This is a genomic window from Massilia niastensis DSM 21313 (assembly GCF_000382345.1).
In the GTDB taxonomy this organism is placed as follows: Bacteria; Pseudomonadota; Gammaproteobacteria; order Burkholderiales; family Burkholderiaceae_D; genus Telluria; species Telluria niastensis.
In genome coordinates, this window is sequence record NZ_KB908077.1 from 208,954 (window position 1) to 234,794 (window position 25,841).

The 25,841-nt window shown below is 65.9% G+C and carries 20 protein-coding genes; 14 read left to right on the forward strand and 6 right to left on the reverse strand.

What is annotated here, in order from left to right:
* Window positions 1-229 precede the first annotated feature (229 nt).
* On the forward strand, window positions 230-1,114 hold the full coding sequence (locus H162_RS29920) for a sulfurtransferase (protein WP_051109861.1): 885 nt from the start codon (window positions 230-232) through the stop codon (window positions 1,112-1,114).
* 74 nt (window positions 1,115-1,188) lie between these two features.
* On the opposite strand, the gene H162_RS0102145 is transcribed toward H162_RS29920, so the two are convergent.
* From H162_RS0102145 to H162_RS0102170, 6 genes are all read right to left on the reverse strand, one after another.
* On the reverse strand, window positions 1,189-1,797 hold the full coding sequence (locus tag H162_RS0102145; protein ID WP_020651796.1) for a DUF4214 domain-containing protein: 609 nt from the start codon (window positions 1,795-1,797) through the stop codon (window positions 1,189-1,191).
* A 173-nt stretch (window positions 1,798-1,970) separates the two neighbouring features.
* A complete protein-coding gene (locus H162_RS0102150; RefSeq protein WP_020651797.1) occupies window positions 1,971-3,326 on the reverse strand; it encodes a TolC family outer membrane protein in 1,356 nt (451 codons plus the stop codon).
* Between the two features lie 4 nt (window positions 3,327-3,330).
* Window positions 3,331-4,683, reverse strand: a complete 1,353-nt coding sequence (locus H162_RS0102155; RefSeq protein WP_020651798.1) for an HlyD family type I secretion periplasmic adaptor subunit — start codon at window positions 4,681-4,683, stop codon at window positions 3,331-3,333.
* Window positions 4,683-6,677, reverse strand: coding sequence for a type I secretion system permease/ATPase (locus H162_RS0102160; protein WP_020651799.1), 1,995 nt, complete (start codon window positions 6,675-6,677; stop codon window positions 4,683-4,685). The genes H162_RS0102155 and H162_RS0102160 overlap by 1 nt, the downstream gene beginning before the upstream one ends.
* A 255-nt stretch (window positions 6,678-6,932) precedes the next feature.
* A complete protein-coding gene (locus H162_RS0102165; protein ID WP_084676909.1) occupies window positions 6,933-8,870 on the reverse strand; it encodes a DUF4214 domain-containing protein in 1,938 nt (645 codons plus the stop codon).
* Between the two features lie 383 nt (window positions 8,871-9,253).
* Window positions 9,254-10,579, reverse strand: coding sequence for a FecR family protein (locus H162_RS0102170; protein WP_020651801.1), 1,326 nt, complete (start codon window positions 10,577-10,579; stop codon window positions 9,254-9,256).
* 264 nt (window positions 10,580-10,843) lie between these two features.
* Here H162_RS0102170 and H162_RS29925 point away from each other — a divergent pair, with 264 nt between their 5' ends.
* From H162_RS29925 to H162_RS0102235, 13 genes are all read left to right on the forward strand, one after another.
* A complete protein-coding gene (locus tag H162_RS29925; RefSeq protein WP_020651802.1) occupies window positions 10,844-12,676 on the forward strand; it encodes a CHASE2 domain-containing protein in 1,833 nt (610 codons plus the stop codon).
* A complete protein-coding gene (locus tag H162_RS0102180) occupies window positions 12,673-13,929 on the forward strand; it encodes a tetratricopeptide repeat protein (RefSeq protein WP_040786209.1) in 1,257 nt (418 codons plus the stop codon). Before H162_RS29925 ends, H162_RS0102180 begins: the two co-directional genes overlap by 4 nt.
* A gap of 48 nt (window positions 13,930-13,977) precedes the next feature.
* Window positions 13,978-14,304 (forward strand): VanZ family protein, encoded by a 327-nt coding sequence (locus H162_RS0102185; RefSeq protein ID WP_020651804.1) that lies wholly within the window; start codon window positions 13,978-13,980, stop codon window positions 14,302-14,304.
* Window positions 14,305-14,323: 19 nt separating this feature from the next.
* Complete coding sequence (locus tag H162_RS0102190; protein ID WP_084676911.1) at window positions 14,324-15,070, forward strand: Crp/Fnr family transcriptional regulator; 747 nt, start codon at window positions 14,324-14,326, stop codon at window positions 15,068-15,070.
* Window positions 15,071-15,371: 301 nt separating this feature from the next.
* Window positions 15,372-16,172 carry an ABC transporter permease gene (locus H162_RS0102195; RefSeq protein WP_020651806.1) on the forward strand — a complete coding sequence of 267 codons (801 nt, stop codon included), beginning with the start codon at window positions 15,372-15,374 and terminating at the stop codon, window positions 16,170-16,172.
* Window positions 16,172-17,446 (forward strand): ABC transporter ATP-binding protein, encoded by a 1,275-nt coding sequence (locus H162_RS0102200; protein WP_020651807.1) that lies wholly within the window; start codon window positions 16,172-16,174, stop codon window positions 17,444-17,446. Before H162_RS0102195 ends, H162_RS0102200 begins: the two co-directional genes overlap by 1 nt.
* An 18-nt stretch (window positions 17,447-17,464) precedes the next feature.
* Complete coding sequence (locus H162_RS0102205; protein ID WP_026354123.1) at window positions 17,465-18,508, forward strand: FkbM family methyltransferase; 1,044 nt, start codon at window positions 17,465-17,467, stop codon at window positions 18,506-18,508.
* Window positions 18,505-19,752 carry an FkbM family methyltransferase gene (locus H162_RS0102210; protein ID WP_020651809.1) on the forward strand — a complete coding sequence of 416 codons (1,248 nt, stop codon included), beginning with the start codon at window positions 18,505-18,507 and terminating at the stop codon, window positions 19,750-19,752. Before H162_RS0102205 ends, H162_RS0102210 begins: the two co-directional genes overlap by 4 nt.
* Window positions 19,753-19,755: 3 nt before the next feature.
* Entirely contained in the window at window positions 19,756-22,680 is a 2,925-nt protein-coding gene (locus H162_RS0102215) for a glycosyltransferase (RefSeq protein ID WP_020651810.1), read from the forward strand.
* A gap of 124 nt (window positions 22,681-22,804) precedes the next feature.
* Entirely contained in the window at window positions 22,805-23,839 is a 1,035-nt protein-coding gene (locus tag H162_RS0102220) for a glycosyltransferase family 2 protein (RefSeq protein WP_026354124.1), read from the forward strand.
* The gene (locus tag H162_RS0102225) at window positions 23,832-24,206 is read left to right on the forward strand and encodes a GtrA family protein (RefSeq protein WP_020651812.1); all 375 of its coding nucleotides are present in this window, start codon (window positions 23,832-23,834) and stop codon (window positions 24,204-24,206) included. Before H162_RS0102220 ends, H162_RS0102225 begins: the two co-directional genes overlap by 8 nt.
* Window positions 24,203-25,057, forward strand: a complete 855-nt coding sequence (locus H162_RS0102230) for a GNAT family N-acetyltransferase (protein WP_020651813.1) — start codon at window positions 24,203-24,205, stop codon at window positions 25,055-25,057. The genes H162_RS0102225 and H162_RS0102230 overlap by 4 nt, the downstream gene beginning before the upstream one ends.
* A complete protein-coding gene (locus tag H162_RS0102235) occupies window positions 25,047-25,829 on the forward strand; it encodes a PIG-L deacetylase family protein (protein WP_020651814.1) in 783 nt (260 codons plus the stop codon). Before H162_RS0102230 ends, H162_RS0102235 begins: the two co-directional genes overlap by 11 nt.
* Window positions 25,830-25,841 lie beyond the last annotated feature (12 nt).

The following is a 25,841-nucleotide window of genomic DNA, read 5'->3' on the forward strand; positions in this document are numbered from 1 at the left end:
ATCTGGTTGGGAAGAATCCACCCTGCATGCAATTTTAATGCCAGTAGGAAATTTCCCTGCAAATACAAATACTTGAGATTTTCATCAGAAGTTTCCCAATACCTACTGTCAAGTTTTCCGACACTGGGGAAGTGTCGCGAAAACGCGGCCAAACCGTCGCCAACATGCGGCCATTCAGCGCGACTGCCTTATAATATCGCCCTGCCTTTCTCAGCCGACCGCCGAAATCATGTCTTCAGTTACCTCCTACGTTAACATCGCTGCCTATAAATTCATTACGCTCGACAACCTGGAAGAAATGCGTCCGCAATACCAGGCGCTGTGTAACGACCTGGGACTGAGAGGGACGATCCTCCTGACACCGGAAGGCATCAACATGTTCCTGTCGGGTACGCGCGAAAACATCGACCGCTACCTGGACTGGGTGCGCACCGACGCCCGCCTGGCCGACCTGGAATGGAAGGAAAGCCTGTCGACCGAGCAGTCGCACAAGCGCATGCTGGTGAAGATCAAGAAAGAAATCATCACGATGCGCATGCCGCTGATCAAGCCGGAACTCGGCCGCGCGCCCTCGGTGGACGCCAGGACGCTCAAGCGCTGGCTCGACCAGGGCCACGACGACGAGGGTGTGCCGGTGGTGATGATGGAAACCCGCAACGCCTTTGAAGTCGATGTCGGCACCTTCAACAACACGCTCGACTACCGCATCGACAAGTTCACCGAGTTTCCCGAGGTGGCAGCCAGGCACAAGGACGAACTGGCCGGCAAGACGGTCGTGACCTTCTGCACCGGCGGCATCCGTTGCGAAAAAGCCGCCATCCACATGAAGGACATCGGCTACGACCGCGTGTTCCAGCTCGACGGCGGCATCCTCAAGTACTTCGAGGAAGTCGGCGGCGACCATTACACGGGCGACTGCTTCGTGTTCGACTACCGTACCGCACTCAACCCGAAGCTGGAACCGACCGAGACGGTCCAGTGCTTTGCCTGCCGCGCGGTGGTGACGCCACGCCAGCAACTGTCGCCGGCATATGTGGTCGGTGCCTCTTGCCCACATTGCGCCCCGGAGCCCGCCGCGAAGGCGAGCACCGGGGAACGCGTTGCTTCGGCATGAAATATTCTTTCAACGCGACACTGCGTTTGAAACAGGGATTTCATTGTGCGCGGACGCCGGGTCCGCGCGAATTCTCAGAACAGCGGCGGCTCGACACCGGTTGGGCTGCCAACCAGGGTGACGTCTTCCATACCGGTACCACCTGATACCATGCGGCTGATCCAGCTGTCGACATAGCCCGGGTCCTGGGCCGCGGCCGCGCTCTGCAGATTCCTCACCGTGTCGACGAAATCAACTGCGACCTGGATGGCGGCCGGGCCGGCGTAGGCCGCCACTTCGCTCGGCAGATCGAGGCGCTGGGTGAAGACAGCCGCGGCATTGGCTTTGCCGGCGAAGACCACGCCGTCGCTATTACCGGCCGCCGCCCTGGAGACGTCGTTCACCACTGCATCGATGGTGATCACTCCCCGGTTCATCAGGTCGGACCAATAGTTCAAGCCCCCCTCCTCCGCCGCACGGCCGAACAGGTTGTCATAGACCTCGTTGACGATAGCGCGGTTGTCCATGCCGGCATACTTGACGCGGTACTCCTGCGACAGTCCGAATTGGCGCGACATTTCCGCCAGCGCGTTGGGATTATTGGCGAGCGCATTCGTCCAGTATTGCAGGCCGCCCGTATCAGCCGGACGGCCGAAATATGCAACGTAGAGCTTCTGCACCGCGATCGTATTCGTATCTGCCATTTGAGCCTCCTATAGATTGGTGAACCGATGCTACTCCAACCATAAAAAAAGCGGCGCGCATACTGAAGAGTGCGCAGGTTAATTGCTTTTAGGAGATATTTCCCAAAAGATAGAAGCAAGATGAGGGGAGATGGGGATGGACAAACTCCGCTTGCGCGGAGTTTGCCATGGGATCAGCGGAAATAAGGCGTCAGTTCGCGGACCGGATCCGCCTGCAGGGTGCCTGCGGCGGCGCGCAGGCGCATCAGGCCCACCAGGTACGCATAGCGCGCCTGGGCAAGGTCACGCTGGCTGGTGAACAGCTGTTGCTGGGCATTGAGCAGGTCGAGGTTGATGCGGACGCCCCCTTTGATGCTCTGCTCGGTCGCGGTCATCAGCAGCTTTCCGGACTCGACAGCCTTGACGAGCGCCTCGATCTTGCGGCCGCTGCTCATCACAAGGCTGTGTGCTTTTCGCAACTCGACCAGGACCTGGCTGGTGCGCGCATCCAGCTCGGCCTGGGCCCGCCCGTAGGTCGCCGCGGCCTGGCGCGTGGTCGCGTTGACGGCGCCGCCCGAATAGATCGGGATATTGATCTGCACACCCAAGGTGCGGTTGGTCGATTCCTGGCCCAGGTTGGTCAGCGTTTCACTGTCGTTCTTGCTGTAGGCGGCGACGAAGTCCACGCGCGGCAAATGCCCTGCCTTGTTGCGGCCGATGTCCAGGCGCGCGTTCTCGACCGCGAGGCGGGCAGCGGCGAGCTGGTTGTTACGCTGCAGCGCCAGCCTGCTCCAGTCCTCGTAGGACACCGGGCTGAGCTCGACTGGCCGGAAATTGTTTCCCAGCTTGTCCAGTTCGCCCGGTTCCATGCCGATCACGCCCTGGAGCGTGTTACGGGCCGCCACGACATTGTCCTGCGCCTCGATCAGCTGCGCTTCCGCGAGATCGAGCCGGGCCTGGGTTTCCAGCATGTCGGTCCTGGTGCCCTCGCCTTTTTCGAACAGGCGCTGGTTGACCTTCTGGTGCTCGAGATTGGCGTCGCGCTGGACCCGGGCCAGCGCCAGCTGGTCTTCCGCGTACAGCGCGTCGAGATAGGCGGTCACCACGCGCACCGAGACGTCGTCGATGCTGGCTTCATATTGCTGCTCGCTCTGCGCGGTCTGCACCTTGCCCTGGCGGTAGCGCGCGATGCCTTCCATGTTGAAGAGCGGCTGGCGCAACTGCACCACGGCCGAACGGCTGGTATAGCGCGGATGCGTCGTCGTCGGGCGGCCGAGCTGCATGAACTCCTGGTCCGCCACGTTCTTGTTGATCGAAAAATTGCCCGCAACGTTAGGCAGCAGCTGCGAGCGGCCGAGGATGCGGTTTTCCTTGCCGCTCTCGTTCTCGAAGTAATGCATGCGGAAGGTCGGGTCGTTCTTCAGCGCGGCCTCGTAGGCCTGCTGCAGCGACACGGCGCCGGCGCCGCCGGCGCCGGTCAGCAGGAGCGCGCCGAGCGCGCAGGCGCGCAGTACCGCTCCGCGCTTGCGGTTCTTGGTGGTTCCCGTCATATGGTCAGTCCTCGCTCAGCGCAGAATGGGCACGGTCGATGATCGGCTTGATCAGGTAGTTCATCATCGTGCGCTCGCCGGTCTTGACGAACAGCTCGACCGGCATGCCGGAGCGGATGTCCATCTTGTGCTGGGCGATCTTCTTCGCGCCTTCCGGCGTGACCTTCACGTGCACCTTGTAGTACGGCACGCCGGTACGCTCGTCCACGCTGCGGTCGGCCGATACATGGGTCAGCTCGCCTTCGATGTGCGGCGTCTTGTTGGTATTGAAGGCCGAGAAGATCAGCTCGACCGGCAGGCCCGGATGCACCTTGTCGACCAGGTTGACCGGCAGCTGGCCATCGACGATCAGGGACCCATTGCTCGGAACGATGTCCATCATCTTGAAACCGGACGGCACCACGCCGCCATTGGTGAACACCGCCAGGCCGACCACCGTGCCGCTGGCCGGCGCCTTGACCTCGACGTTCGACAGTTCGAAGTGCTGCGCCTGCAGGCGCGCAGCCTGCGCTTCGGCTTCCTTCTGGAATTCGGACAGCTGGCCGCGCACTTCCTTCTGGTAATCCTGCCCGCGCTGCGAGCGGCGCAGGGTCAGCTCGACCACCTGGCGCTGGGAACGGCCGATGTTGCCGATGTCTTCCGAGATGCTGCCGTTCAGCTGGGCATAGGTGCGCTCGAGCTCGAGCAGGCGGTTGCGGGCAATATAGCCTTCCTTCGCCAGGTCGCGCATGCCGGCCAGCTGCTCCTTGAGGATGGCAACCTGCTCCTTCTTGGCTTCGCGCGATTCCTGCAGTCCGGTGATCTGCAGCTTCAGGCCGGCGATGTTTTCGTCGATGCCGCCGAGCTCATTCTGCAGCGAACCCTGGCGCGAGGACAGCAGCTGGTTCTGCAGGTTCATCAGTTCGATGACGCGCGGCTCGGCGCGGCGCTTTTCCAGCTCCGCCGGGAAGGTGATCTTCCTGAGGCCATCACGCTCGGCGGTCAGGCGCGCGACGTTCGCCAGCGCCGACAGGTACTGGGCTTCGGTAACCTCGACGGCGGACTGCGCCACGACCGGGTTCATCCGCACCAGGACCTGGCCGGCCTTGACCAGGTCGCCATCGCGCACCAGCAATTGCTGGACGGTGCCGCCGGTTTGATGCTGTACTGCCTGGCGGTTCGATTCGCTGGCCACGGTGCCGGACAGCGGCACGCCCTTGTCCAGCGGAGCGAGCAAGGCCCACAGCAGGAAGCCGCCAAAGCCGACCAGCACAACCAGCCAGCCGATGCGGCTGAAGGTACGCGCATCCGTGTTCACTTCAAGCGGCGTCGCATCATGGGTGACGACTTCCGCGCTATCGCTCTTCAACAACTTCATCAGTTCGACTCTCCACTATTGGCCGCCGGCGTGCCGGCAGCCGGGGCAGCGCTGGCGGGCGGTGCAAAGGATGGGGTGGCAGCCGCTCGTGCGGCCTGGGACGCAAAGGACGGCGCATCGGCGTTGGCGGCGTTCGCCGCGGGTGCTGCCGGCCCGGCCGCCGCCTTGGCTGCCGCTGCGGCGGCGCGGCGCGCACCGGCGGCGGCGGCCAGCGACACGGCCGGCGAACCAGGGGCTGGAGGAGCCGCCGGCCCCTCGCCCGGGGCGGCGTTCCTGGCCATCTGCTGTTGCGCAGCCTCGAGGGCCTTTTTGTTGGCTTCCTGCATGGCAGCCAGCACCTGCTGGGTCGGGCCAAAGGCCTGCACCGCGCCCTCGCGCATCATCAGGAGCTTGGTCGTCGCGCCCAGCACGCTCGGACGGTGGGTGATCAGCACGATGGTCTTGCCACGCTTGCGCAGGTCGACCACCGCATTGACCAGCGCCTGCTCGCCCGCGTCGTCGAGGTTCGAGTTCGGCTCGTCGAGCACGATCAGGGCCGGGTCGTCGTACATCGCACGGGCCAGGCCCAGGCGCTGCCGCTGGCCACCGGACAAACCGGCGCCACCGTCGCCCAGCGGCGTGTCGTAGCCTTTCGGCAGGTGCAGGATCATGTCGTGCACACCGGCGCGCTTGGCGGCCTGCACGACCTTTTCCGCATCGACCTCGCCGAAGCGGGCGATGTTCTCGCTCACGCTACCGGCAAACAGTTCGATGTCCTGCGGCAGGTAGCCGATGTTCGGGCCAAGTTCGCCCTTGTTCCATTGATAGATATCGGCGCCGTCGAGGCGCACCTTGCCCATCATCGACGGCCAGACGCCGACCAGCAGGCGCGCCAGGGTCGATTTGCCGGAACCGCTGGGGCCGATCACGCCGAGCACGTCGCCCGGAACGATGCCGAAGCTCACGTTGCGCACGATCGGCGTGGTCACGCCCGGCGGCGCGGCGGTGACGCCTTCCACGGTCAGCGCGCCCTGCGGCTTGGGCAGGGCCATGCCGGCCGAACGGGCCGGGTTCGATTCGAGCAGGCGGGTCAGGCGCTCATAGGCGCTGCGGGTGCTGCTCCAGCTCTTCCAGACGCCGATCACCTGCTGGACCGGTTGCAGGGTACGGCCGACCAGGATCGAGGCGGCGATCATCATGCCGGGGGTGATCTTGTTTTCGAGCACCAGCAGCGCGCCGAAGCCGAGCACCAGGGATTGCTGGGCGGTCTGCACGAACTTGGTGCTGCTGCCGATGACCGCAGCCTTCTGGCTGGCATCGGCCTGCAGCGACAGGAATTTGCCATGGGTCTTGAACCAGCGGCCCATCAGATTGGGCAGCATGCCCATCGACTCGATGACTTCGGCATTGCGCAGGTTGTTGGTGGCCATCGTGCTGGCGGCGATCGCCATCGTGTTGGCTTCCGACAGCGGAGCACGGGTGACCTTCTCGTTGACGATGGCCAGCACCACCAGGATCGCGGTGCCCCCCAGTGCAAACAGGCCCAGCGTCGGTTCGAACAGGAAGATGACGATCAGGTAGACCGGGAACCAGGGCGCATCGAAGAACGCAAACAATGCGTTACCGGTCAGGAACTGGCGCAGGTTGGTCAGGTCGGTCAGCGCCTGGCCGGCATTGCCGCCGGCAAGCTTCAGGTTCTGTTCGAACGCGGCCGTATAGATGCGCTTGTTGAGCGTCATGTCGAACTTGGCGCCGACCCGCACCAGCACATAGGAGCGCACCGTCTCGAGCGCCGCCACGAACAGGTAGGCGCCGAGCATCAGCACGGTCAGCATCAAGAGGGTGATTTCGTTGCGGCTGGCGAGCACACGGTCGTACACCTGCAGCATGTACAGGGACGGTGTCAGCATCAGGAGGTTGATGATGGCGCTGAAGACGCCAACGGTCAGGAAAGTACTCTTAAAAGCAAGCAGTGCCCGCTCGATGTCGTTTTTTTCGTTTAGCAGTTTTTTCATGGGCGATGGCCGTGGTGTCGATCAGTGCCGAGCTGGCCTCGGCCTGGGCCGCACATCCGCTGATCCACGGAAATTGTACGGCGTAGGCATTATGACCCAAAACGGTTGAGATTTGTGATGCACATCACAAATTATAGCAATTATGACCATACATGGTCGCGTACGTTCCACACTGTCTGGACGAAAAAAACCCGCCACCTTGCGGTGGCGGGTTTCCCTGTTTCACGCTAACCCGCCGAGGCGGGCGTCACATGATTAGGCGGTCGGAGCCTTCAGGGAGATGATGCCGTTAGCCAGCACCAGGTCTTCAGCGTCGACACCGGTCAGGGTGATGGTCTGCTCAGCAACAGCTGCGCTGTCCGAACCGTAGACTTCGGTTTCCAGGGTGACCTTGACGCCGGTCGCGGTCTGGACGAAGAACACTTCCAGCTTCGCGTTGTCGCCGTCAGCCAGCTTGCCGGTGTTCAGGGTGAAGTCGCTGCCGATGAACAGCGAGTCAGCACCAACGCGGCCGAAGCTGGTGATGGTGGTGGCATCAGCACCGTCGAACACGAAGATGTCGGCGCCAGCGGTACCTGCAGCGGTAGCACCCAGGAAGACCGGAGCCTTGAAGTCGTTGTCAGCGAATGCCTTGGTGGCAGCGGTGACAGCAGCGTTCAGGGCAGCCAGCTCTTCAGCGTTAGCCTGGGCTTCTTCGTAGGCTGCAACTGCTTCTGCCAGGTCTTCCACGTTGGTGTTAGCGGTTTCCAGCGCGGTGGTCTGGGTAGCGACAGCAGCCGACAGCGGGTTGTTCGCTGCGATGTCGAGCGCCACGTAGGCGTTCAGCGCGGTGTTGAAAGCAGCCAGGCCAGCCGAACCTTCTTCCACCAGGATGTCACGCTGCAGCAGGATCTGGGCTGCGGTCGGGACGCCGTCGTACGCGCCGACGTCGTCTTCGCTGACCAGGGCGACCAGGGCGTCACGTGCGGCGACTTCAGCAGCGCTTTCGTCCAGCAGGTGAACGTCCAGCTTGGCAGCGAACACTGCGTCAGCGGCAGTTGCCTGCTCAACCAGGGCTGCCTGGTGGGCGACGACTGCTTCCAGCAGGGCGGTTGCGGCCGGACGGTTTGCTGCGGTCACGGTCGTAGCCAGTTGCAGGGCGCCGGTGGTTGCGTTCTTGACGATCACGCCAGTCACTTGGCCGTCAGCGGCGACAGTGACGCTGGTGCCTGCGATCACGTTGAACGAGCCCAGTGCAGCCTGCTGGTCAGCCAGCGCGGCCTTGACTTCTGCATCAACGGTTTTCTTGGCGGCGGCAGCCGATGCCACGGCAGCGATCGCATCGCCCAGGCCTTCGACTTCTGCCACGGCTTCGTTAGCGTCAGCCAGGTTGCCTTCTGCGGTCACAACAGCAGCAGCCAGAGCTTTGGTCTTGTCGGCGATCAGGGCCGCCTGGATTGCAGCCGAAGCGTCGCTGAAGTCGATGGTGCCACCGATTTCGCCTTCGACAGCCACTTCGGTATCGACCAGAGCGTCGGCGACGTCGCCAGCGGTGGTGTCGGTTTCTGCGTCGTCGTCCAGGTCCAGGGTGCCCAGGAAATCAGCAACTGCGTCCTTGGCAGCTTCCAGAGCAGCCAGGCCCGACACGACGGTGAACTCGGTGCCAGCGGCAACGACGGCAGCGACGGTAGCAGCCAGGGCAGCCGGAGCGATCGCTGCGGTCAGCGATGCGTCGGTGGTGATGCTGGTGATGAAAGCTTTAGCCAGTGCCAGGGCGTCTGCGCCAGCGTAGCCAGCCTGCTCGGCCTGGGTGTCCAGTGCGGTGGTGAAGGCGGTAGCGCCTGCAACCTTGTTCTCGACGGCTTCCTTGTCGGTGGTCAGGGCGCCAGCTGCGACTTCAGCAACGATGGTGCTGACCTTGATGGTGCCTGCGTCGAGCAGCTTGACCCAGTAGTCGCGGCCGTCGTTGGCGCGGGTAGCCTGGTTGAACAGGTTGCCGTAGATTTTGTCAACGATCTGGGCGTTGGTCAGGCCTTTGAACAGGTCGGTGTATTCCGGCGAGGTGGAGAAGGTTGCCGACACAGCAGCGGTAGCGCCCTTGTTGTTGGCAACGATGTTGGTCCAGTAGTCCAGGCCAGCAACATCAGCCGGACGGTTGAAGTAAGCGACGTACAGTTGTTGAACTGCTGCAACGTGTGCGGTAACGATTGCCATGTAAAAGCTCCAATAAAGATCGATCGATCGAATGTTGATTTAATGTTGCAAGAGTGGCGCTGCACCCCTGTAAGGCCAACGGATCGCATAATGACAGATGGCATCGAACGGGGAATGTGACGGCCATCACAAATCCACCGAAGTTTTCAGGAATTTTACAAATCTTGGACAAAAAATCCTTTATACATACCTGTTTTTAAAGGCTTTCTCTCCAATTCTCACCACGACACTCCGCTTTTATCGTCAATACAAATGCACGCGCTTATTACATCTTGAAACAATATGCAGCACCTTGTTGATCGCCCGGTTAATTCAGGGATTGTAAAGACCCACAAAAAAAACCCCGGACTATCCGGGGTTTTCATTTTCAGGAACGGGACCGCTCAACGCCAGGTGGTGCCGCCATTGACCGTGCGGCGATCATCGATCCGCCCGTCGAAGAGATAGGCGGCAGTCCCTGAGGAACCGCGCTCATTGCTCAGCAAACCCTGGATATTCAGGTAGCCGTGACGCCCCGCGGCATCGCCGTAGAGGCGGCCATCGCCCGTTACCGAACCCTCGCCGCGCAGTTTGACCAATTCATCCTTCGTGGTGAGATCCATGCTGGTCGCAAAGCTGCGCCTGCCAAAATCGACATTCAGCGTGCCGCTCGACAGGCTGGCCTTGGACGTGGTGATAATCCCGCCCCCGTATTCGGTGACCACATAGGCTTCGCTGCCGCGCAGGCTGAATCCGACACTGCCGTTATTCGGCGCCACATAATCCTTGCCCGGAGTACGGAACAGCGCGAAATACCCATTCAATGCGATCAGCTCGTTCTTTGCCCCCTCGGCGGCATAATTGATGGTCGGCGCCGCAATGCCCACGCTTTGCCAGCGGCCCCAGACGATATTGCGTTCCGGCTGGGTGTCGGGCACGACAACGATGGGTGGCGTGGGGACCGGGACAGGCATGGGAGGCATATCCGCCATCGAGATCTTTCTGATGACCGGAGCCAGGTCCGCATTCTTCTTCGCTTCCACGCTCGTATCCGACTGGCTGTTTCCGCCATGCTTGGCCAGGGGCTCGTCCGCGCGCGGCGGCGACACCTGGTCCGGCGACAGGGGGCTAGCTTCCAGCAATTGCGGCGCCGCCTGGCCGCGACGCACCTGCACCAGCTGGCCACGCTGGGCGGCGCTCAGCTCGCGGCTGGTCGCGCCCTCGCAGGGCCCGGCGCCATCCGGCCGGCAAGCGCCCACGAAGCCGCTCACCACCACGCCGCCGGAAATGACGGCCACGCGCGACGTGTCCTTGTCGGTGAAGACGGTAAAATCGGTGCCGCGCACGCCGATGGCGGCAACCGGAGTATTGAAGCGGAAGTTCTGGCGCGCCAGCTTGACGGCCTCGCCCGACTTGCTGCGTGCTACGCCACTCAGCAGCTCGAGCTTGATCCGGGTATTCGCCGGGTTCTGCTTGTCGACGTGGTAGGTGACGATGCGCGCTTTCGTCTGGGGACGCAGGATGAACAGGCCGTTGTCGACCGTCTTTACATAGAGGAAGCCGTCAGCGCCGGTCGAGAGCATCTGCCCTTCCTGGACCGTTGCGCCTTCCACGGCCGGCTGCTCGCCGGCGTCGGCCTTGCCGGCAACGAAGATGATCTTGCCCGCATCGGCCGCATGGGAGAGCTGCGCCGCGCATGCAAGCGTTGCAATAATGAATAATTTAAGCAAGCTGGTCCCCTTTCCCTTCCACTGTACCGCGCAGCAAGAGCGCAGTTCTGTGACGGTCGTCACATTTTACCAAAAGGCTGAGTTCGCTTAGCAGCCTTACACTCTGTAGCATTTCCGAAAAAACCAATGCACACGAGCAATCTCAAGCGATATACTGTTTTTTTTATTTAATTTGCGACAACCTGACGAGCGCAGCACGTGGCCGAACCTAGAAGACAAGCCAGACCCCGTGGACGCTGGGTCATTGCCGCGCTGGCATTCCTTGTGACGATCTGGTCGCAACTGGGCTACCTGGCCCCCGTCCAGGTGTCGTTTTTGCCCAACGAATGGCTGCGTGACACCTTCTTGCGCCTGCAGGTCAGCGATGAACCGGATCCGCGCATCCTCGTGGTCGACATCGACGAGGCGTCGCTGAACCAGCTCGGCCCATGGCCATGGTCGCGCGAGCGCCTTGCCCACCTCGTCGAAATCCTGTTGACCGACTACCAGGCGCGCGGCGTGGCGCTCGATATCGTCTTGCCATCGGAGTCCGGCACGCCGGGCGATGCGCGGCTTGCCCTGCTGGCCCGGCATGGACCGCTGGTTCCCGCACAGGCTTTCGATTTCGATTTCGCCGGTAACCGGCCACAACCGGTCAGGGATGGCCAGCTGGGCGGTGCGGTCACGACTTACCAGGGCGGCGTTCCCGCGACCGGCTACGTGGCCAACTATGCGGCGCTGGCTGGCGCACCGCATATCGGCGCGATCGGCTTCATTCCCGATCCCGATGGCACGCTGCGCCGCGTGCCGCTCGTCACCCGATTCGCAGGCAAGCACTACCCCGCGCTTGGACTGGCACTGGTCAATTGTTGTACCGGGAAGGCGCCGCTGGCGCTCGACGATACGGGACTGATGCGCGTTCCCTACCAGCGCGACTGGCGCGCCTATACCGTGGTGAGCGCCGGCGACATCCTCGCGCAGCGCATCGTTCCCGCCAGCGCCAGCGGCAGGCTGGTGATCGTGGGCTCCTCCTCGCTCGGCATGGGCGACCGCGTCTCGACGCCGCTCGCGGCCAGCCGGCCCGGGCTCGGCGTGCAGGCCACCATCCTGTCGGCCCTGCTCGACCGCCAGGAGGGCAGCACGCCCGCTCCCTGGCCCGGCCGCCTGCTGGCCTGCGCCTTCGCGCTCGTCTCCGTCATCGCCTGCACCCTGGTGCTCCCGCGCCTGTCGGCCGCCGCCAGCGTCGGACTGCTGGCCGCCAGCTCGGCCCTGTGGCTGGGACTGGCCTATGTCGCCAGCGTCCACGATCCCGATTTCGCGCCGATCGGTCCGCTGGGAACCAATGTATTCCTGCTGACCGTGGCGATTCCCTACCAGTGGCACCAGTCCCAGCGCCGTTCGCGCCACCTGCTGCAGACGCTGCGTCAATATGTGGCGCCGGCCGTGGTCGAGGAACTCCTGCGCAGCGCGGAAGAAGATCCGCTCAAGCCGCGCCAGTGCGACGTGACGACCCTGGTGGCCGACATGGAAGGCTACACCAGCCAGGTCGAATCCCTCCCGGTGGCCGATGCGGCCAGGCTCACCCGCGATTTCCTCGACTGCCTGACCGGTCCCGTGATCGACCACCAGGGCACGCTGGACAAATACACGGGCGACGGCATGATGGCGTTCTGGGGCGCCCCGCTGCCGCTGGAGCAGCATGCCGACCTGGCGCTGGACGCGGCCTGCGCGATCAACCTGCGCGTCGCCGCGCTCAGCGCCGAGCGGGTACGCAAGGGTTTCCAGCCGCTGCGCGTGCGGATCGGCATCGAAAGCGGGGTCGCCATGGCCGGGGACTTCGGCACTTCGTTCCGCAGCATTTATACTGCGGTCGGAGACAGCGTCAACACCGCCGCCCGCCTCGAGCAGGTGGCGCGCGACTTCCCGCATAACGTCATCATCGGCTCCGGCACCGTCGAACGTGCGCGGCGCCACCGTTTCCTCGCCCTGGGCGAGCGCCTCTTGCGTGGCAAAGAAAGACCAACTCCTCTGTTTACCCTCGATACCATCAACCCGAAGAACGTCGCTTCGCGTACCGATACGCTGCCCAGCGCCACTGCTCCAGGGTGGCCGGCATGATCGCGCGCCTGATCGCCTTGCTGCTGGCAGCGGCAACGCCGGGCTGGGTCCTGGCACAGTCGGCAGGCCCGGATACGGAAGCGCCGGACAATGCCGGCACGCCACAGCAGCAGTTGTACCAGGACGCCCTGCAGTCGCTGGCCGACGGCCGCAAGAGCGACGCGTCGGAAGCCCTGTCGCGCCTGATCGAACAGGAGCCCCAGCACGCCGGCGCCTGGCTCGACCTGGCCCTGATCCAGTGCAGCCTCGGCCATGCGGACAAGGCCGAACGCCTGTTCGCCAATGTCGAGACACGCTTTTCCCCGTCGCGCGACATCCTCGAGCTGATCGCCGAAGCGCGCGATTCCGGCTGCGCCGACTGGCGGCCGGCCAGCTCGGCAACGGTGAATATCAGCCGTGGCGTGGATGACAACGTCAACCAGGGCGCCAGCAACTCGACTTTCATCGTCACCGGTCCCGATGGCGAGATCGAACTGCCGCTGCTGGAAGATTTCCTGCCCAAGCGCGACCAGTACACCCAGGCCAGCGTGGACTACGTACGCGACATGACCGCCAACGGCAGTATCGGTTTCCTGCAATTCCAGGGACGCCATTACGACCGCCTGCACGAGTACGACACCGGGGCGCTGTTTGCCGGTATCGAAACGCCCTATCGCCTTGGCCGCTGGGCGCTGCGCACCACCGGCCTGGTGGGCCTTACCATCCTCGGCAGCAAGCTGTACCAGCGCCAGGTACAGGCCCAGGCCCGGGTGACGCCGCCGCTGCCGCTGCCGCCGCGCACCCAGCTGCACCTGCTCGGCAGCGTCACGCACACCAGCTATGCGTCCCTGTCCGCCTTCGACTCGAACGTCTACGAGCTGCGCGCACTGCTCGGGCACCAGGCCGATTCGTTCAGCGCCAGCCTCAACGCCGGACTGCTGAGCGACCGCGCGCGCGACCAGCGGCCGGGCGGCAACCGGCACGGCAATTCCCTGAGCGTGTCGGTACGCAAGCCGCTCGGCTGGAACACCATGGCGGAACTGGCCTATACCCGGCAGAGCTGGAACAGCGCCACGCCGTATTCGCCGGCGCTGCTGATCGACGAGGTGCGCGCCCAGCGTACCCATATGCTGCGCGCCGCATTGTCTTATCAGGTAAGCAAGCGCCAGAGTGTTGCGCTGGAAGCACGTGACGTGCGCAACCGCGAAAACATTTCTATCTTTCAGTACAATAACCGCCAGGTACAGTTGAGCTGGCAGTGGCGTTACCCCTGAGCCAGACAGTACAATCGTCCCGTTTGTATCGACGGAAGCAATGTCCTGATGGGCCTGGAAGCAATCCTGTTTGTCTGCGCGGCCGCGGGCCTGTGCGCCGGATGCCTGGTGCCGAACCGCTGGCTGCCCCCTTTGCCCAACGATAAATTCCTGCATTTTGCCGGGTTTGCCGTGCTGACTGTGCTGGCGCTCCGGCTCGCCCAGGGAACCGGCGAAGCGATGTGGTGGCTGGCCGGATTACTGGTGGGCGGCTGGCTGATCGAATGCCTGCAAGCCCTGGTGCCGGATCGCCGCTTCTGCCGGCGCGACCTGGCCGCGAACGCTGCCGGTATTGCAACTGCCGCGCTGGCCGCCCTGGTCGCCGGGCACTTTTGACAAGATCATTCCCTTATCGATGAGTTCAACCGCCAAGCTTACCCCGCGAAACGATACGACCGTAGCGGCGCCCGACACCCAGGAGCGCCAGATCCAGGTCCATTTGCGCAAGATTCCCTTGCTGGCAGAGTTGACCGACGAGGAGATCCTGAAAGTCAAAGGTGAGCTGCGCTACCGCCATTTCCCGAAGCGCTCGGTGGTGCTGCACAAGGGCGGCAACGCCGATGCCCTGCTGTTCCTGCTGTCCGGCCAGTTGCAGGTGATCGACGTCACCGAAGACGGCCGCGCGGTCGGCCTGCGCATGCTGACGGCGGGCGACTTCTTCGGCGAGATCGCCCTGATCAACCAGTCGACCCGCTCGGCCTCCGTGGTCGCCACCACCGAGGTGCTGGTCGCTTTCCTGCCGGCGTCGATCGCGCTGCACCTGTTCTCGCACTCGCCCTCGGTGGCGCGCAAGATGCTCGGCCACCTGGCCCAGAAGATCCAGAGCGATTCCGAATTCCGCGCCCTGCTCAGTATTAACAATACAACGCGCCGCATTTATACCTACATCACCCTGATGCAGCACAGCGTGGACAAGGATGGCAAGCGCGTGGTCGAGAACCTGCCGACCCACCAGGACATTGCCAACATGATCAACACGAGCCGTGAAACCGTGACCCGGGCGCTGCTGACCCTGGCGCAGCAGGGCGTGGTGCAGAAGGATGCGCAGCGCCTGATCATCCTCGACCCGGACGCCCTGCAGCGGCTGGCGCAAGGCGACTGAGAATTCCAGAGAAGCATCGTGAATGCCGTAGGGTGGACGGGTTTCCCGTCCACGCGGCGATCGTTGGATGCGAGATCATCGCGCCCGCGATCGGCCCCGCTAACGATCACCGCGTGGACGGCATAGCCGTCCACCCTACGGGCAGGCACCTCCCGATCTGTCACATGAAAAGACAGATGGTTACAATTGAACAAGTTGTTGGCTGGACCGTAGAGTATAATTTTGCGCTCACCCCGTCTTGCCTTACTATGACAACAACCCTCCCGCCCCGTTCCGAGGCGCTTTCCGCACTGCCTACCGTATGATTTCGCCGATGATGCTGCGCGGCCTGTGGGCCTACCGCGGTTTCGTGCTGGGCAGCGTCAAGCGCGAGTTCCAGTCGAAATACGCGAATGCGATCCTGGGCGCCGTCTGGTCGCTGCTCAGCCCGCTTGCCATGATCCTCGTGTATACGGTGATCTTCGCCGAGGTCATGCGCGCCAAGCTGCCCGGCAGCGACTCGAACCTGGCCTATTCGGTCTACCTGTGCGCCGGCATCCTGACCTGGGGCCTGTTCGCCGAGATCGTCGCGCGCGGCCAGAACATGTTCATCGAGCAGGCCAACCTGCTCAAGAAAATCAGTTTCCCGCGCATCTGCCTGCCGCTCATCGTGGTGCTCAGCGCGCTGGTCAACTTCGGCATCATCTTCGGCCTGTTCACCCTGTTCCTGATCGTCAGCGGGAATTTCCCCGGCCTGGCGTACTTTGCCCTGCTGCCGGTGCTGGTCCTGCAGGTGCTGCTGGCGCTCGGCATCGGCATGGTGACCGGCATCCTGAACGTGTTCTTCCGCGACGTCGGCCAGTTCATGACGATCGCCATGCAATTCTGGTTCTGGTTCACGCCGATCGTCTATCCGGCCAGCATCCTGCCGGACACGGTGCGCCCGCTGCTGGCCTACAATCCGATGGCGCCCGTGATCCAGGCTTACCAGACCGTGCTGGTCAAGGGCGAACTGCCCGACTGGGGCAGCCTGCTGCCGGTGCTGGTCCTGGCGCTGCTGCTGTGCGTGCTGGGCCTGCGCATGTTCCGCAAGCGCGCCGGCGAAATGGTGGATGAACTCTGATGGGCGCTATCGTCGCACAGGGCCTGGGCAAGGCCTACAAACAATATCCGACGCGCTGGGCGCGGGTGGCCGACTGGGTGCTGCCGGGACGCCCCCGGCATGCGCTCAAGTGGGTGCTGCAGGACATCAGCTTCGAGATCCGGCCGGGCGAATCGGTCGGGCTGATCGGCGTCAACGGCGCCGGCAAGAGCACCCTGCTCAAGCTCATCACCGGCACCTCCCAGCCGACCACCGGCGGGGTGCGCCTGGAGGGCCGCGTGGCCGCCCTGCTCGAACTGGGGATGGGCTTCCATCCCGATTTCACCGGGCGCCAGAACGCCATCATGGCCGGCCAGCTGCTCGGCCTGGCGGTCGAGGACATCCATGCGCGCATGCCCGAGATCCTGGCCTTCGCCGACATCGGCGACTACATCGACCAGCCGGTGCGGGTCTACTCGAGCGGCATGCAGGTGCGCCTGGCCTTCGCCGTGGCCACCTGCGTGCGCCCCGACATCCTGATCGTCGACGAAGCGCTGGCGGTGGGCGACGTGTTCTTCCAGCAGAAGTGCTTCGCCCGCATCGAGAGCTTCATCCAGGCCGGCACCACCCTGCTGTTCGTGTCGCACAGCGCCGGCACCATCCTGAACATCTGCGACCGCTGCATCTTCCTGCGCGGCGGCCAGGTCGCCTTCGACGGCGCGCCGGCCGATGCGCTCGACCTGTACCAGGCCGAGCTGCTGGGACGGATCGACCAGGCGCCGGACCAGATCCTCATCCATACCGCGCCGGCCCAGCCGATCGAGCGCGCCCGGATGACGGCCCTGGCGGGCAAGACCGGCAGCATCTCGACGCCCGGCGCCGACTGCGTCGGCGTGCGCCTGCTGGACCGCCACGGCCACGAGCGCAGCACCCTGGTGGCGGACGAAGCGGCCACGCTGCAGATCGACTACCTGCTGCACGAGGACGTGATCGACCCGCATGTCGGCTTCAAGATCCGCAACCGCTTCGGCGCCGTGCTGTTCGAGACCAACAGCTATTGCATGCGGCGCGCGCCGGGGCCGGCCGCGGCGGGCTCCGTGCTGACCGCGAGCTTTTCCCTGAACCTGTCGCTGTTCCCGGACGAATACACGCTCACCGTCGGCCTGGGCGCCGGCGGCCATGGCGAAGGCTCGTTCGAGAAAGTGCTGAACTACCTGCACGAGGTGCACAGCTTCGTGGTTGCGCCGAATCCCGCCTCCATCGTCTGGGGCGGCCTGGTCAACCTGCATCCGCAGCTGCAGTTCGATATCCGCTGAATCAACCACCGAATTCCCATGCCAGAAACTAGCGCAAATTTGCCGGACCAGGACCACGCCGCCGTGGTGCGCGGCCTGTACCGGGGCTTCCTCGGCCGCGAGCCGGATCCGGCCGGCCTCCAGTACTGGAGCGAACGGCTGGCGCACGGCGCCGGCGCCGGCGATCTGCTGTCGGCCTTGACCTCGTCGGACGAATACCGCCTCGCGCACGGCGCGCAGGGCAGCCTGGAGGACCTGAAGGCGCGCGTGGCCGGCGCCGCCGCCGGCATGCTGGCGCGCCCGCTCACGGTGGTCGACATCGGCGCCCAGGAACTCGAGAACGAGGACCACGTGTACGCGCCGCTGACCCGCCAGGGCCTGCCCTACCGCATCATCGGCTTCGAGCCGCAGCAGGAAAAGATCGAGGCCAGCCGCCTCCGCAACCCGGACAGCCGGGTCACGCTGTACCCGACCTTCATCGGCGACGGCGCGCCGCAGACCTTCCACATGAATAACGACGACGCCACCTCGTCGCTGCTGCCGTTCAACCGGGAGCTGACCAGCCAGCTGCGCGACCTCGACCACCTGCACACGGTGCGGACCGCGGAAGTGGCGACCAGCCGCCTGGACGAGGTGCTGGCCGACGCCGGCCCGGTCGACTTCCTCAAGCTCGACATCCAGGGCTTCGAGCTGCCGGTGCTGCGCCACGCCACCGAGGTCCTGCGCCGCACCAACGTCGTGCACTGCGAAGTCTCGTTCGCGCCGATCTATGCCGAACAGGCGCTGTTCTCCGAGATCGAGACCCTGCTGCGCGCGGCCGGCTTCTACCTGCTCGACTTCCATACGCTGGTGCGCTACCCGAGCGCCGGCATTCCCGCCCAGCGCTCGCGCGACCGGCTCGGCTGGGGCGACGCGATCTTCGTGCGCGAAGCCGCGCTGTGCGGCGCGCAGGACCTGCTGGCGCAGGCCCTGGTGGCGCTGTTCGTGTACGACAAGCCGTCGGCCGCCGCCGCGCTGGCGCGCCGCGCCGACGCCGCCGGCGCGACCGGGCTGGGCGCCCTGTTCGACGAAGGCGCGCCATGAACTACTTCGTGTCCTACGCCCAGAACAACGAGGACGTGCTGCTGTGGCGCGCCCTCGGCCATGTCGAGAACGGCTTCTACATCGACGTCGGCGCCAACGACCCGGTCGAGCATTCGGTCACCAAGGCGTTCTACGAGCGCGGCTGGCGCGGCATCAGCATCGAGCCCCTGCCCTCGTTCCACCAGGCCTTCCTGGAGCAGCGCCCGCGCGACATCAACCTGGCGATCGCCGCCGGCGCGAGCGAGGGCGAGCTGACCCTGTACGACGTGCCGTCCGTGCGCGGCTGGGCCTCGCCGGAAGCGGCGGTAGCCGACATGCACCGCGCCGAGGGCTACGACGTCGCCGAGCTGAAGGTGCCGGTGAAGACGCTGGCGTCGGTGTGCGAGGAGCACGTCGGCGGCGAGATCCACTTCCTGAAGATCGACGTCGAGGGCTTCGAAGGCGAGGTGCTGCGCGGGATGGACTTCAGGCGCTGGCGCCCGTGGGTGCTGGTGATCGAAGCGACCCTGCCGAACAGCCGCGAGACCAACCATGCGGCGTGGGAGCCGATGGTGACCGGCAGCGGCTACCGCTACGCCTGGTTCGATGGCCTGAACCGCTACTACGTGGCCGAGGAGCACGCCGAGCTGCTGGCGAAGCTGGACATCCAGCCGAACGTGTTCGACGGCTACATCTCGCACCACCTGGACAAGGCCTGGGCGGCCAACCACGCCGTCCAGGAAGAGCTCAAGCACCTGCACGAACTGCAGGAACAGCTCGACCGGGCCAATGACCGGGTCGAGCAGGCGGCGCGCGACAGGATGCACGCCGACGCCCGGATCGCGGCGCTGGCCGAGACCGTGGCGCTGGAACAGGCGAACGCCGAAAAGCTGCTGGCCTGGGCCAGGAGCATGGAAGCGAACCTGATCGCGGTGCACGGCAGCACCTCGTGGAAGATCACGCACCCGCTGCGCCTGGCCGGCCGCCTGGTCCACGCGCTGCGGCGCCCGCAGCGCCTGCGCCGGATCGTCACCCGCCTGACCCGCACCGAGGCGCTGCGCCGCCTCCTGATCCCGATCCTGCTGCGCTTCCCGGCGCTGAACCGGCGCGTCGCCGCCTCGCTGGCGGCGATCAAGCAAGACCCGCCCGCCCCGCTGCCGGAAGGCGTGCCCGCCGTGCCCGACGAACTCCGCGGCCTGCCGGCCTCGGTCCGCGCCGTGCTGGCCGACCTGCAGCGCGCGCGCAGCATCCACACAGGCAGCTGACACATGCGTATCGTAATCGACCTACTCGGATACCACGGCCGCGTCGACCCGGCCGCGCTGGCGCTGGCCCTCGACCTGGCGCGCCACGCCAAGACCCGCGAACTCCTGGTCGCGGCCCCGCTGCACGACCCGGCCGCGCTCGAAAGCCTGCGGCTCGAGCCGTCCCTGCGGCACGCGCGGGTGCGCGCCTTCGACGTGGTGGCCAGCGGCCGCACGCGCGAACTGGTGCGCCGCCATGCGCTGTCCGGCCTGGAGCCGGACGTGGTGCTGGCCATCGAACGCGGCGCACGCCGCGCCCCATCCGGCGCGCCCGACGACCTCCCTTATCCGGTGCTCGAGGCCGACCCGCGCAGCGCCGACCCGGCCGCGCTGTGGACCGCGCTCGACGCCACCGCCGGCGAGCGGGTGCGCCCGCAGCCGGGCGCGCGCCCGAAGCTGGCCTACGTCTCGCCGCTGCCGCCCCTGAAATCGGGCATCGCCGACTACAGCGCCGAACTGGTGCCGGAGCTGGCCGCCTGGTATGACATCGAGCTGGTGGTGGACCAGGAACAGGTGGAAGACCGGCGCCTCGACGGCTACACGCTGCGCACGCCCGACTGGCTGCGCGCCAATGCGCACGAGGTCGACCGCGTGCTCTACCACTTCGGCAATTCGCACGCCCACCAGCACATGTTCGAGCTGGTGCGCGAGGTGCCGGGCGTGGTGGTGCTGCACGACTTCTACTTCTCCGGCGTGCTCGACAACCTCGAGCGCGAAGGCTACCTGGACAAGGGCTTCCTGCGCGCGCTCTACGAATCGCACGGCTACACCGGCCTGCTCGACCACGTGAAGCAGGGCCGCAATCCGTCGATCTGGAAGTACCCGCTCAACAAGGGCGTGCTCGACAGCGCACAGGGCGTGATCGTCCATTCCGACTTCTCGAAGCAGCTGGCGAGCGACTGGTATGGCCCGGATGCCGCCGACGGCTGGCGCACCATCCCGCTGCTGCGCGGCCGCCCGGCCGATGCGGCCACGCCCGCGGCGCGCGCCGCCGCCCGCGCCCGCCTCGGGCTGGCCGAAGGCGGGCACGTGATCGCCAGCTTCGGCATGCTCGGGCGCACCAAGCTGAATGCCGAACTGCTGGATGCCTTCCTCTCCTCGCCGCTGGCCCTCGACCCGGCCTGCATCCTGGTATTCGTCGGCGAGAACGATCCCGGCCCCTACGGCGCCGACCTGCTGGCGAAGATCGAAGCCAGCCCAGCGGCCGGGCGCATCCGCATCACCGGCTTCGTCGACGCCGCCACCTATGCCGACTACCTGGCGGCCTGCGACTGCGCGGTGCAGCTGCGCACCGCCACCCGCGGCGAGACCTCGGCCTCGGTGCTCGACTGCCTGCTGTACGGCATCCCGACCATCGTCAACGCCCACGGCTCGACCGCCTCGCTGGCCGACGACCTGCTGCTCAAGCTGCCGGACGCCTTCGCGCCGGCGCAGCTGGCGCAGGCGCTGGCCAGCCTGCGCAGCGACGGCGCGCTGCGCGACCGGCTGGCGCGCCGCGCCCAGGAATACATGCAGGCCGAGCATGCCCCGGCCCGCGTCGGCCGCCTGGTCGCCGACGCCATCGAACATTTCGCGCGCCACGGCCGCCATGCCGGCTACCGCTCGCTGGTCGCGGCGGTCGCTCCGCTGTGCCCGGTCTCCGAGCTGCACGACCTGGCCGCCGCGATCGCCTTCAACCGCGCCCCGGCGCCGCAGCGCCAGCTGCTGGTCGACGTCTCGGCGGTGGTGCAGTCCGACCTGAAGACCGGCATCCAGCGCGTGGTGCGCAGCATCCTGCTGGCGATGATCGCCGATCCGCCGCCGGGCTACCGGATCGAACCGGTGTACTCGAGCGGCGGCAACCGCCCCTACCATTACGCGCGCCGCTTCGGCCTGGGCATGGTGGGCGAGACCGTGCTGGCGCTGGAAGACGCGCCGGTCGACCTGCGCCCGGGCGACATCTTCTTCGGCCTCGACCTGTTCACCACCGGCACCTCGCAGAACGAAGAGCTGCTGCTGTCGATGCGCGACCGCGGGGTGCAGGTGGTGTTCGTGGTGTTCGACGTGCTGCCGATGCTGCGCCCGGACGTGTTCCCCTTCGGGACCGAGCAGTATTTCGGCGACTTCCTGCGCACCGTGCACAAGGTGTCGGATGGCGTCCTGTGCATCTCGCGCGCGGTGGCCGACGAGCTGGCCGGCTGGATCGAGGGCCAGAATCTCACGCGCCGCGCGCCGCTCAGGCTGGGCCACTTCCACCTGGGCGCCGACATCGACGCCAGCGCCCCGAGCTTCGGCCTGCCGCCGGACGCGCCCCAGGTGCTGGCCGCGCTCGGCGAGCGTCCGAGCTTCCTGATGGTCGGCACGGTCGAGCCGCGCAAGGGCCATGTCCAGGCGCTGGCCGCCTTCGAGCTGCTGTGGGAACGCGGCGTGGACGTCAACCTGGTCATCGTCGGCAAGCAGGGCTGGATGGTCGACAAGCTGGCCGAGCACATGGCCAGCCACCCGGAAAAGGCCAAGCGCCTGTTCTGGCTGGCCGGCATCTCGGATGAAATGCTGCTCAAGCTGTACGCCAGTTCGTCGGCCCTGCTGGCGCCGTCCGAAGGCGAAGGCTTCGGCCTGCCGCTGATCGAGGCGGCCCAGCACGGCATCCCGATCCTCGCGCGCAGCCTGCCGGTGTTCCGCGAGGTCGCCGGCGAGCATGCCTACTACTTCGACGGCCTGGCGCCACAGGACCTGGCCGACGCCGTGACGCGCTGGCTGGCGCTGCACGCCGAGGGCAAGGCCCCGCCGTCTTCCGCCATGCCGTGGCTGAACTGGAACCAGAGCGCGCGGCAGGTGCTCGACGCCCTGGTGGGCCAGCAGTGGTACCGTACCCTGCCGGGCAGCGAGGAACGCCATGGCCAGTCCTGAGACGGCGCCGGCCGGGATCTGCCTGCCACGTAGGGTGGACGGGAAACCCGTCCACCCTACCGGCTATCGATGCCGGCCCGCCACCAGCAGCAGGTCGCTCGCTGGCCCCTTCTGACACTATTTGATGAATGCTCCTGTAACCCAGCCCATGAACGCCGCCTCACCCCAGGCCCCAGGCGCCGCCGCCGACCGGATCGCGGTCGTGATCCCGAGCTACCGCGTGACCCGCCACATCCTGGAGGTGATCGCCGGCATCGGGCCCGAGGTGGCGCGCATCTACGTGGTCGACGATAAATGCCCCGACCGCAGCGGCGACTTCGTGCGCGCCAACTGCGGCGATCCGCGCGTGACCGTGCTCGAACACGCGGTGAACCAGGGCGTGGGCGGCGCCGTCATGACCGGCTACCGCGCGGCCATCGCGGACGGCGCCGGCGTCATCGTCAAGATCGACGGCGACGGCCAGATGGACGGCTCGCTGCTCCCGACCTTCGTCGCCCCGATCCTGGCCGGCGAGGCCGACTACACCAAGGGCAACCGCTTCTTCGACCTGGAGCGGATCGGTTCCATGCCGCCGATGCGCCTGTTCGGCAACGCGATGCTGTCCCTGATGACCAAGCTGTCGTCCGGCTACTGGGACCTGTTCGACCCGACCAACGGCTATACCGCGATCCACGCCGACGCGGCCCGCTACCTGCCCTTCGACAAGATCAGCAAGCGCTACTTCTTCGAGAGCGACATGCTGTTCCGCCTGAACACCCTGGGTGCGGTGGTGGTCGACGTGCCGATGGACGCCGTGTATGGCGACGAGGTCAGCAACCTGAAGGTGTCGAAGGTGGTCACCGAGTTCCTGGCCAAGAACGTGCGCAACTTCTTCAAGCGCCTGTTCTACAACTACTACCTGCGCAACATGTCGCTCGCCTCGCTCGAGCTGCCGCTGGGCGTGTTGCTGACCGCGTTCGGCACCGTCTACGGCGTATCGCACTGGATCTCCTCGGCGCGCTCCGCCGTGGAAACCCCGGCCGGCACCGTGATGGTGGCGGCGCTGCCGGTGATCATGGGCGTGCAGCTGATCCTGGCCTTCCTGGCCTACGACATCGCCTCGGTGCCGCGCCGCCCGCTGCACAAGCGCACCCTGTTCCGGCGCCGCGGCAATGACTGAAGCCGCGCGCTGGCGCCAGTTCGCCACCTTTATCGCCGGCGGCGTCCTGTGCGCCGCGGTCGACATCGGCCTGATGCAGCTGCTCCTGGGCGCCGGCATGCACCACACGACCGCGGCCAGCGCCGGTTTCGGGGCGGGCCTGCTGGTCAACTTCGCGTTCCACAGCCGGGTCACCTTCGGACAGGCTGCTTCGGCCTCGAGCTTCGCGCGCTACCTGTGCGTCGTCGGCCTGAACTACCTGCTCACCATCGCCTGCGTGGCGCTGGCGGTGTCCCTCCTCGACAACCCGCTGGCCGGGAAAATCGTGTCGTTGCCGCTGGTGGCGATCAACGGCTACCTGCTCAGCAGATACTGGATCTTCAAATGATGCGCTTCGCTCCCATTCAGCACGATCCGGCCACCCTGGCCCGCTACGGCGACCTGTTCGCCGCCTGCTTTCCCGGCACGACCAAGTTCACACCCGATTACCTGGCCTGGCTGTACGTGGCCAATCCGGACGGCGCCGCGGTCGGCTACGATGCCTGGGACGGCGAACGGCTGGCCGCGCACTACGTGTGCGTGCCGGCGCGCGCCTGGGTCGAGGGCGCGGAAGTCCGGGTGCTGCTGTCGCTGAACACCGCCACCCATCCGGACTACCAGGGCAAGGGGCTGTTCACCAAGCTGGCGGCGATGACCTACGATGCCGGGGCGCAGGCCGGTTTCGATGGCGTGTACGGGGTGGCGAACGCCAACAGCACGCCCGGCTTCGTGCGCAAGCTGGGCTTCCAGCTGGTGCGCCCGCTGGAAGCGCGCATCGGCATCGGCGCGCTGCGCCACGCGCCGAAGGCGCCGGCCCAGGCGCTGTCCTTCGAGCGCAGCTGGAGCCCGCAAGCCCTGGCCTGGCGCTGCGCCAATCCGCACAATCCGGTCTGGCAGCGCAGCAAGGGCGCGCGCCGGCAGTTCCACGCCGCCGCCTTCGGCCTGCGCCTGCCTGCCTATGCCGAGCTGGATGGCGCCACGCCCCCGGCCGCGCCGGCGCCCGCAAAGGCCTTGTCGCCGCTGCGCCTGTTCATCGGGCTGGCCCCGGATGCCTCGGCGCGCTACTGGAACTACGCCAGCATCCCGCTGCGCCTGCGCCCCTCGCCGCTGAACCTGATCTACCGCTCCTTCGTGCCGCGCGTCGCGCAGCTGGACGCAGCCCGCATCCAGTTCAGCTTCCTCGACTTCGATGCCTACTGAGCAAGCCGGCGCCGCGCTGTTCCTGTTCGCGCACCAGGACGACGAGTTCGGCGTCTTCGAGCGCATCGCCGCCTGCCGCCGGCAAGGCCTGCGCGTGGCCTGCGCCTACCTGACCGACGGCCAGACCGCCGGCGCCAGCGCCGCCGTGCGCAACGCGGAGTCGATCGCCGTGCTCGGCAAGCTGGGCGTGGCCCGGGACGACATCTTCTTCGCCGGCGCCGAGCTGGGCATCGGCGACGGACGCCTGCCGCTGCACCTGGCCGCCGCCGCCGCATGGATCGCGCGCTGGACCGGCCGCTTCGGGAATATCGAGGCCCTCCACGTGACGGCCTGGGAAGGCGGCCACCATGACCACGACGCCCTGCATGCGGTCGCCGTCGCCGTCGCCGAGCGCCACGGCCTGCTGGCGCGCACCTGGCAGTATTCGCTGTACCAGGCGGCAAACCTGCCCGGCCCGCTGTTCCGGGTGCTGGCCCCGCTGCCGCAGAACGGCCCCGCCAGCGCGACCGCCATCCCCTGGCGCCGCCGGCTGCGCTACCTGCGCCATTGCCTGTCCTATCCGTCGCAGCGCAACACCTGGATCGGCCTGTTCCCGTTCGTGCTGCTGCATTACCTGCTGCGCGGGGTCCAGACGCTGCAGCCGGTCGCACCGGCGCGCATCGATGAGCGGCCTCATCCAGGCAGCCTGTATTACGAAAAGCGCAAATTCTTTACCTGGCAACAAATGAGCAATGCCATCGCCAGCTGGCGTAGCGCATCCGCGCCACAATAATGGAAAAACAAG

Coding starts and splice junctions, on each gene's coding strand:
- H162_RS0102235 (WP_020651814.1), top strand. CDS start 25,047: ATGCCTACTGAGCAAGCCGGCGCCGCGCTGTTCCTGTTCGCGCACCAG.
- H162_RS0102195 (WP_020651806.1), top strand. CDS start 15,372: ATGATTTCGCCGATGATGCTGCGCGGCCTGTGGGCCTACCGCGGTTTC.
- H162_RS0102145 (WP_020651796.1), bottom strand. CDS start 1,797: ATGGCAGATACGAATACGATCGCGGTGCAGAAGCTCTACGTTGCATAT.
- H162_RS0102220 (WP_026354124.1), top strand. CDS start 22,805: ATGAATGCTCCTGTAACCCAGCCCATGAACGCCGCCTCACCCCAGGCC.
- H162_RS0102215 (WP_020651810.1), top strand. CDS start 19,756: ATGCGTATCGTAATCGACCTACTCGGATACCACGGCCGCGTCGACCCG.
- H162_RS0102155 (WP_020651798.1), bottom strand. CDS start 4,683: ATGAAGTTGTTGAAGAGCGATAGCGCGGAAGTCGTCACCCATGATGCG.
- H162_RS0102190 (WP_084676911.1), top strand. CDS start 14,324: ATGAGTTCAACCGCCAAGCTTACCCCGCGAAACGATACGACCGTAGCG.
- H162_RS0102150 (WP_020651797.1), bottom strand. CDS start 3,326: ATGACGGGAACCACCAAGAACCGCAAGCGCGGAGCGGTACTGCGCGCC.
- H162_RS0102205 (WP_026354123.1), top strand. CDS start 17,465: ATGCCAGAAACTAGCGCAAATTTGCCGGACCAGGACCACGCCGCCGTG.
- H162_RS0102200 (WP_020651807.1), top strand. CDS start 16,172: ATGGGCGCTATCGTCGCACAGGGCCTGGGCAAGGCCTACAAACAATAT.
- H162_RS0102210 (WP_020651809.1), top strand. CDS start 18,505: ATGAACTACTTCGTGTCCTACGCCCAGAACAACGAGGACGTGCTGCTG.
- H162_RS0102180 (WP_040786209.1), top strand. CDS start 12,673: ATGATCGCGCGCCTGATCGCCTTGCTGCTGGCAGCGGCAACGCCGGGC.
- H162_RS0102185 (WP_020651804.1), top strand. CDS start 13,978: ATGGGCCTGGAAGCAATCCTGTTTGTCTGCGCGGCCGCGGGCCTGTGC.
- H162_RS0102165 (WP_084676909.1), bottom strand. CDS start 8,870: ATGGCAATCGTTACCGCACACGTTGCAGCAGTTCAACAACTGTACGTC.
- H162_RS0102230 (WP_020651813.1), top strand. CDS start 24,203: ATGATGCGCTTCGCTCCCATTCAGCACGATCCGGCCACCCTGGCCCGC.
- H162_RS0102225 (WP_020651812.1), top strand. CDS start 23,832: ATGACTGAAGCCGCGCGCTGGCGCCAGTTCGCCACCTTTATCGCCGGC.
- H162_RS0102160 (WP_020651799.1), bottom strand. CDS start 6,677: ATGAAAAAACTGCTAAACGAAAAAAACGACATCGAGCGGGCACTGCTT.
- H162_RS29920 (WP_051109861.1), top strand. CDS start 230: ATGTCTTCAGTTACCTCCTACGTTAACATCGCTGCCTATAAATTCATT.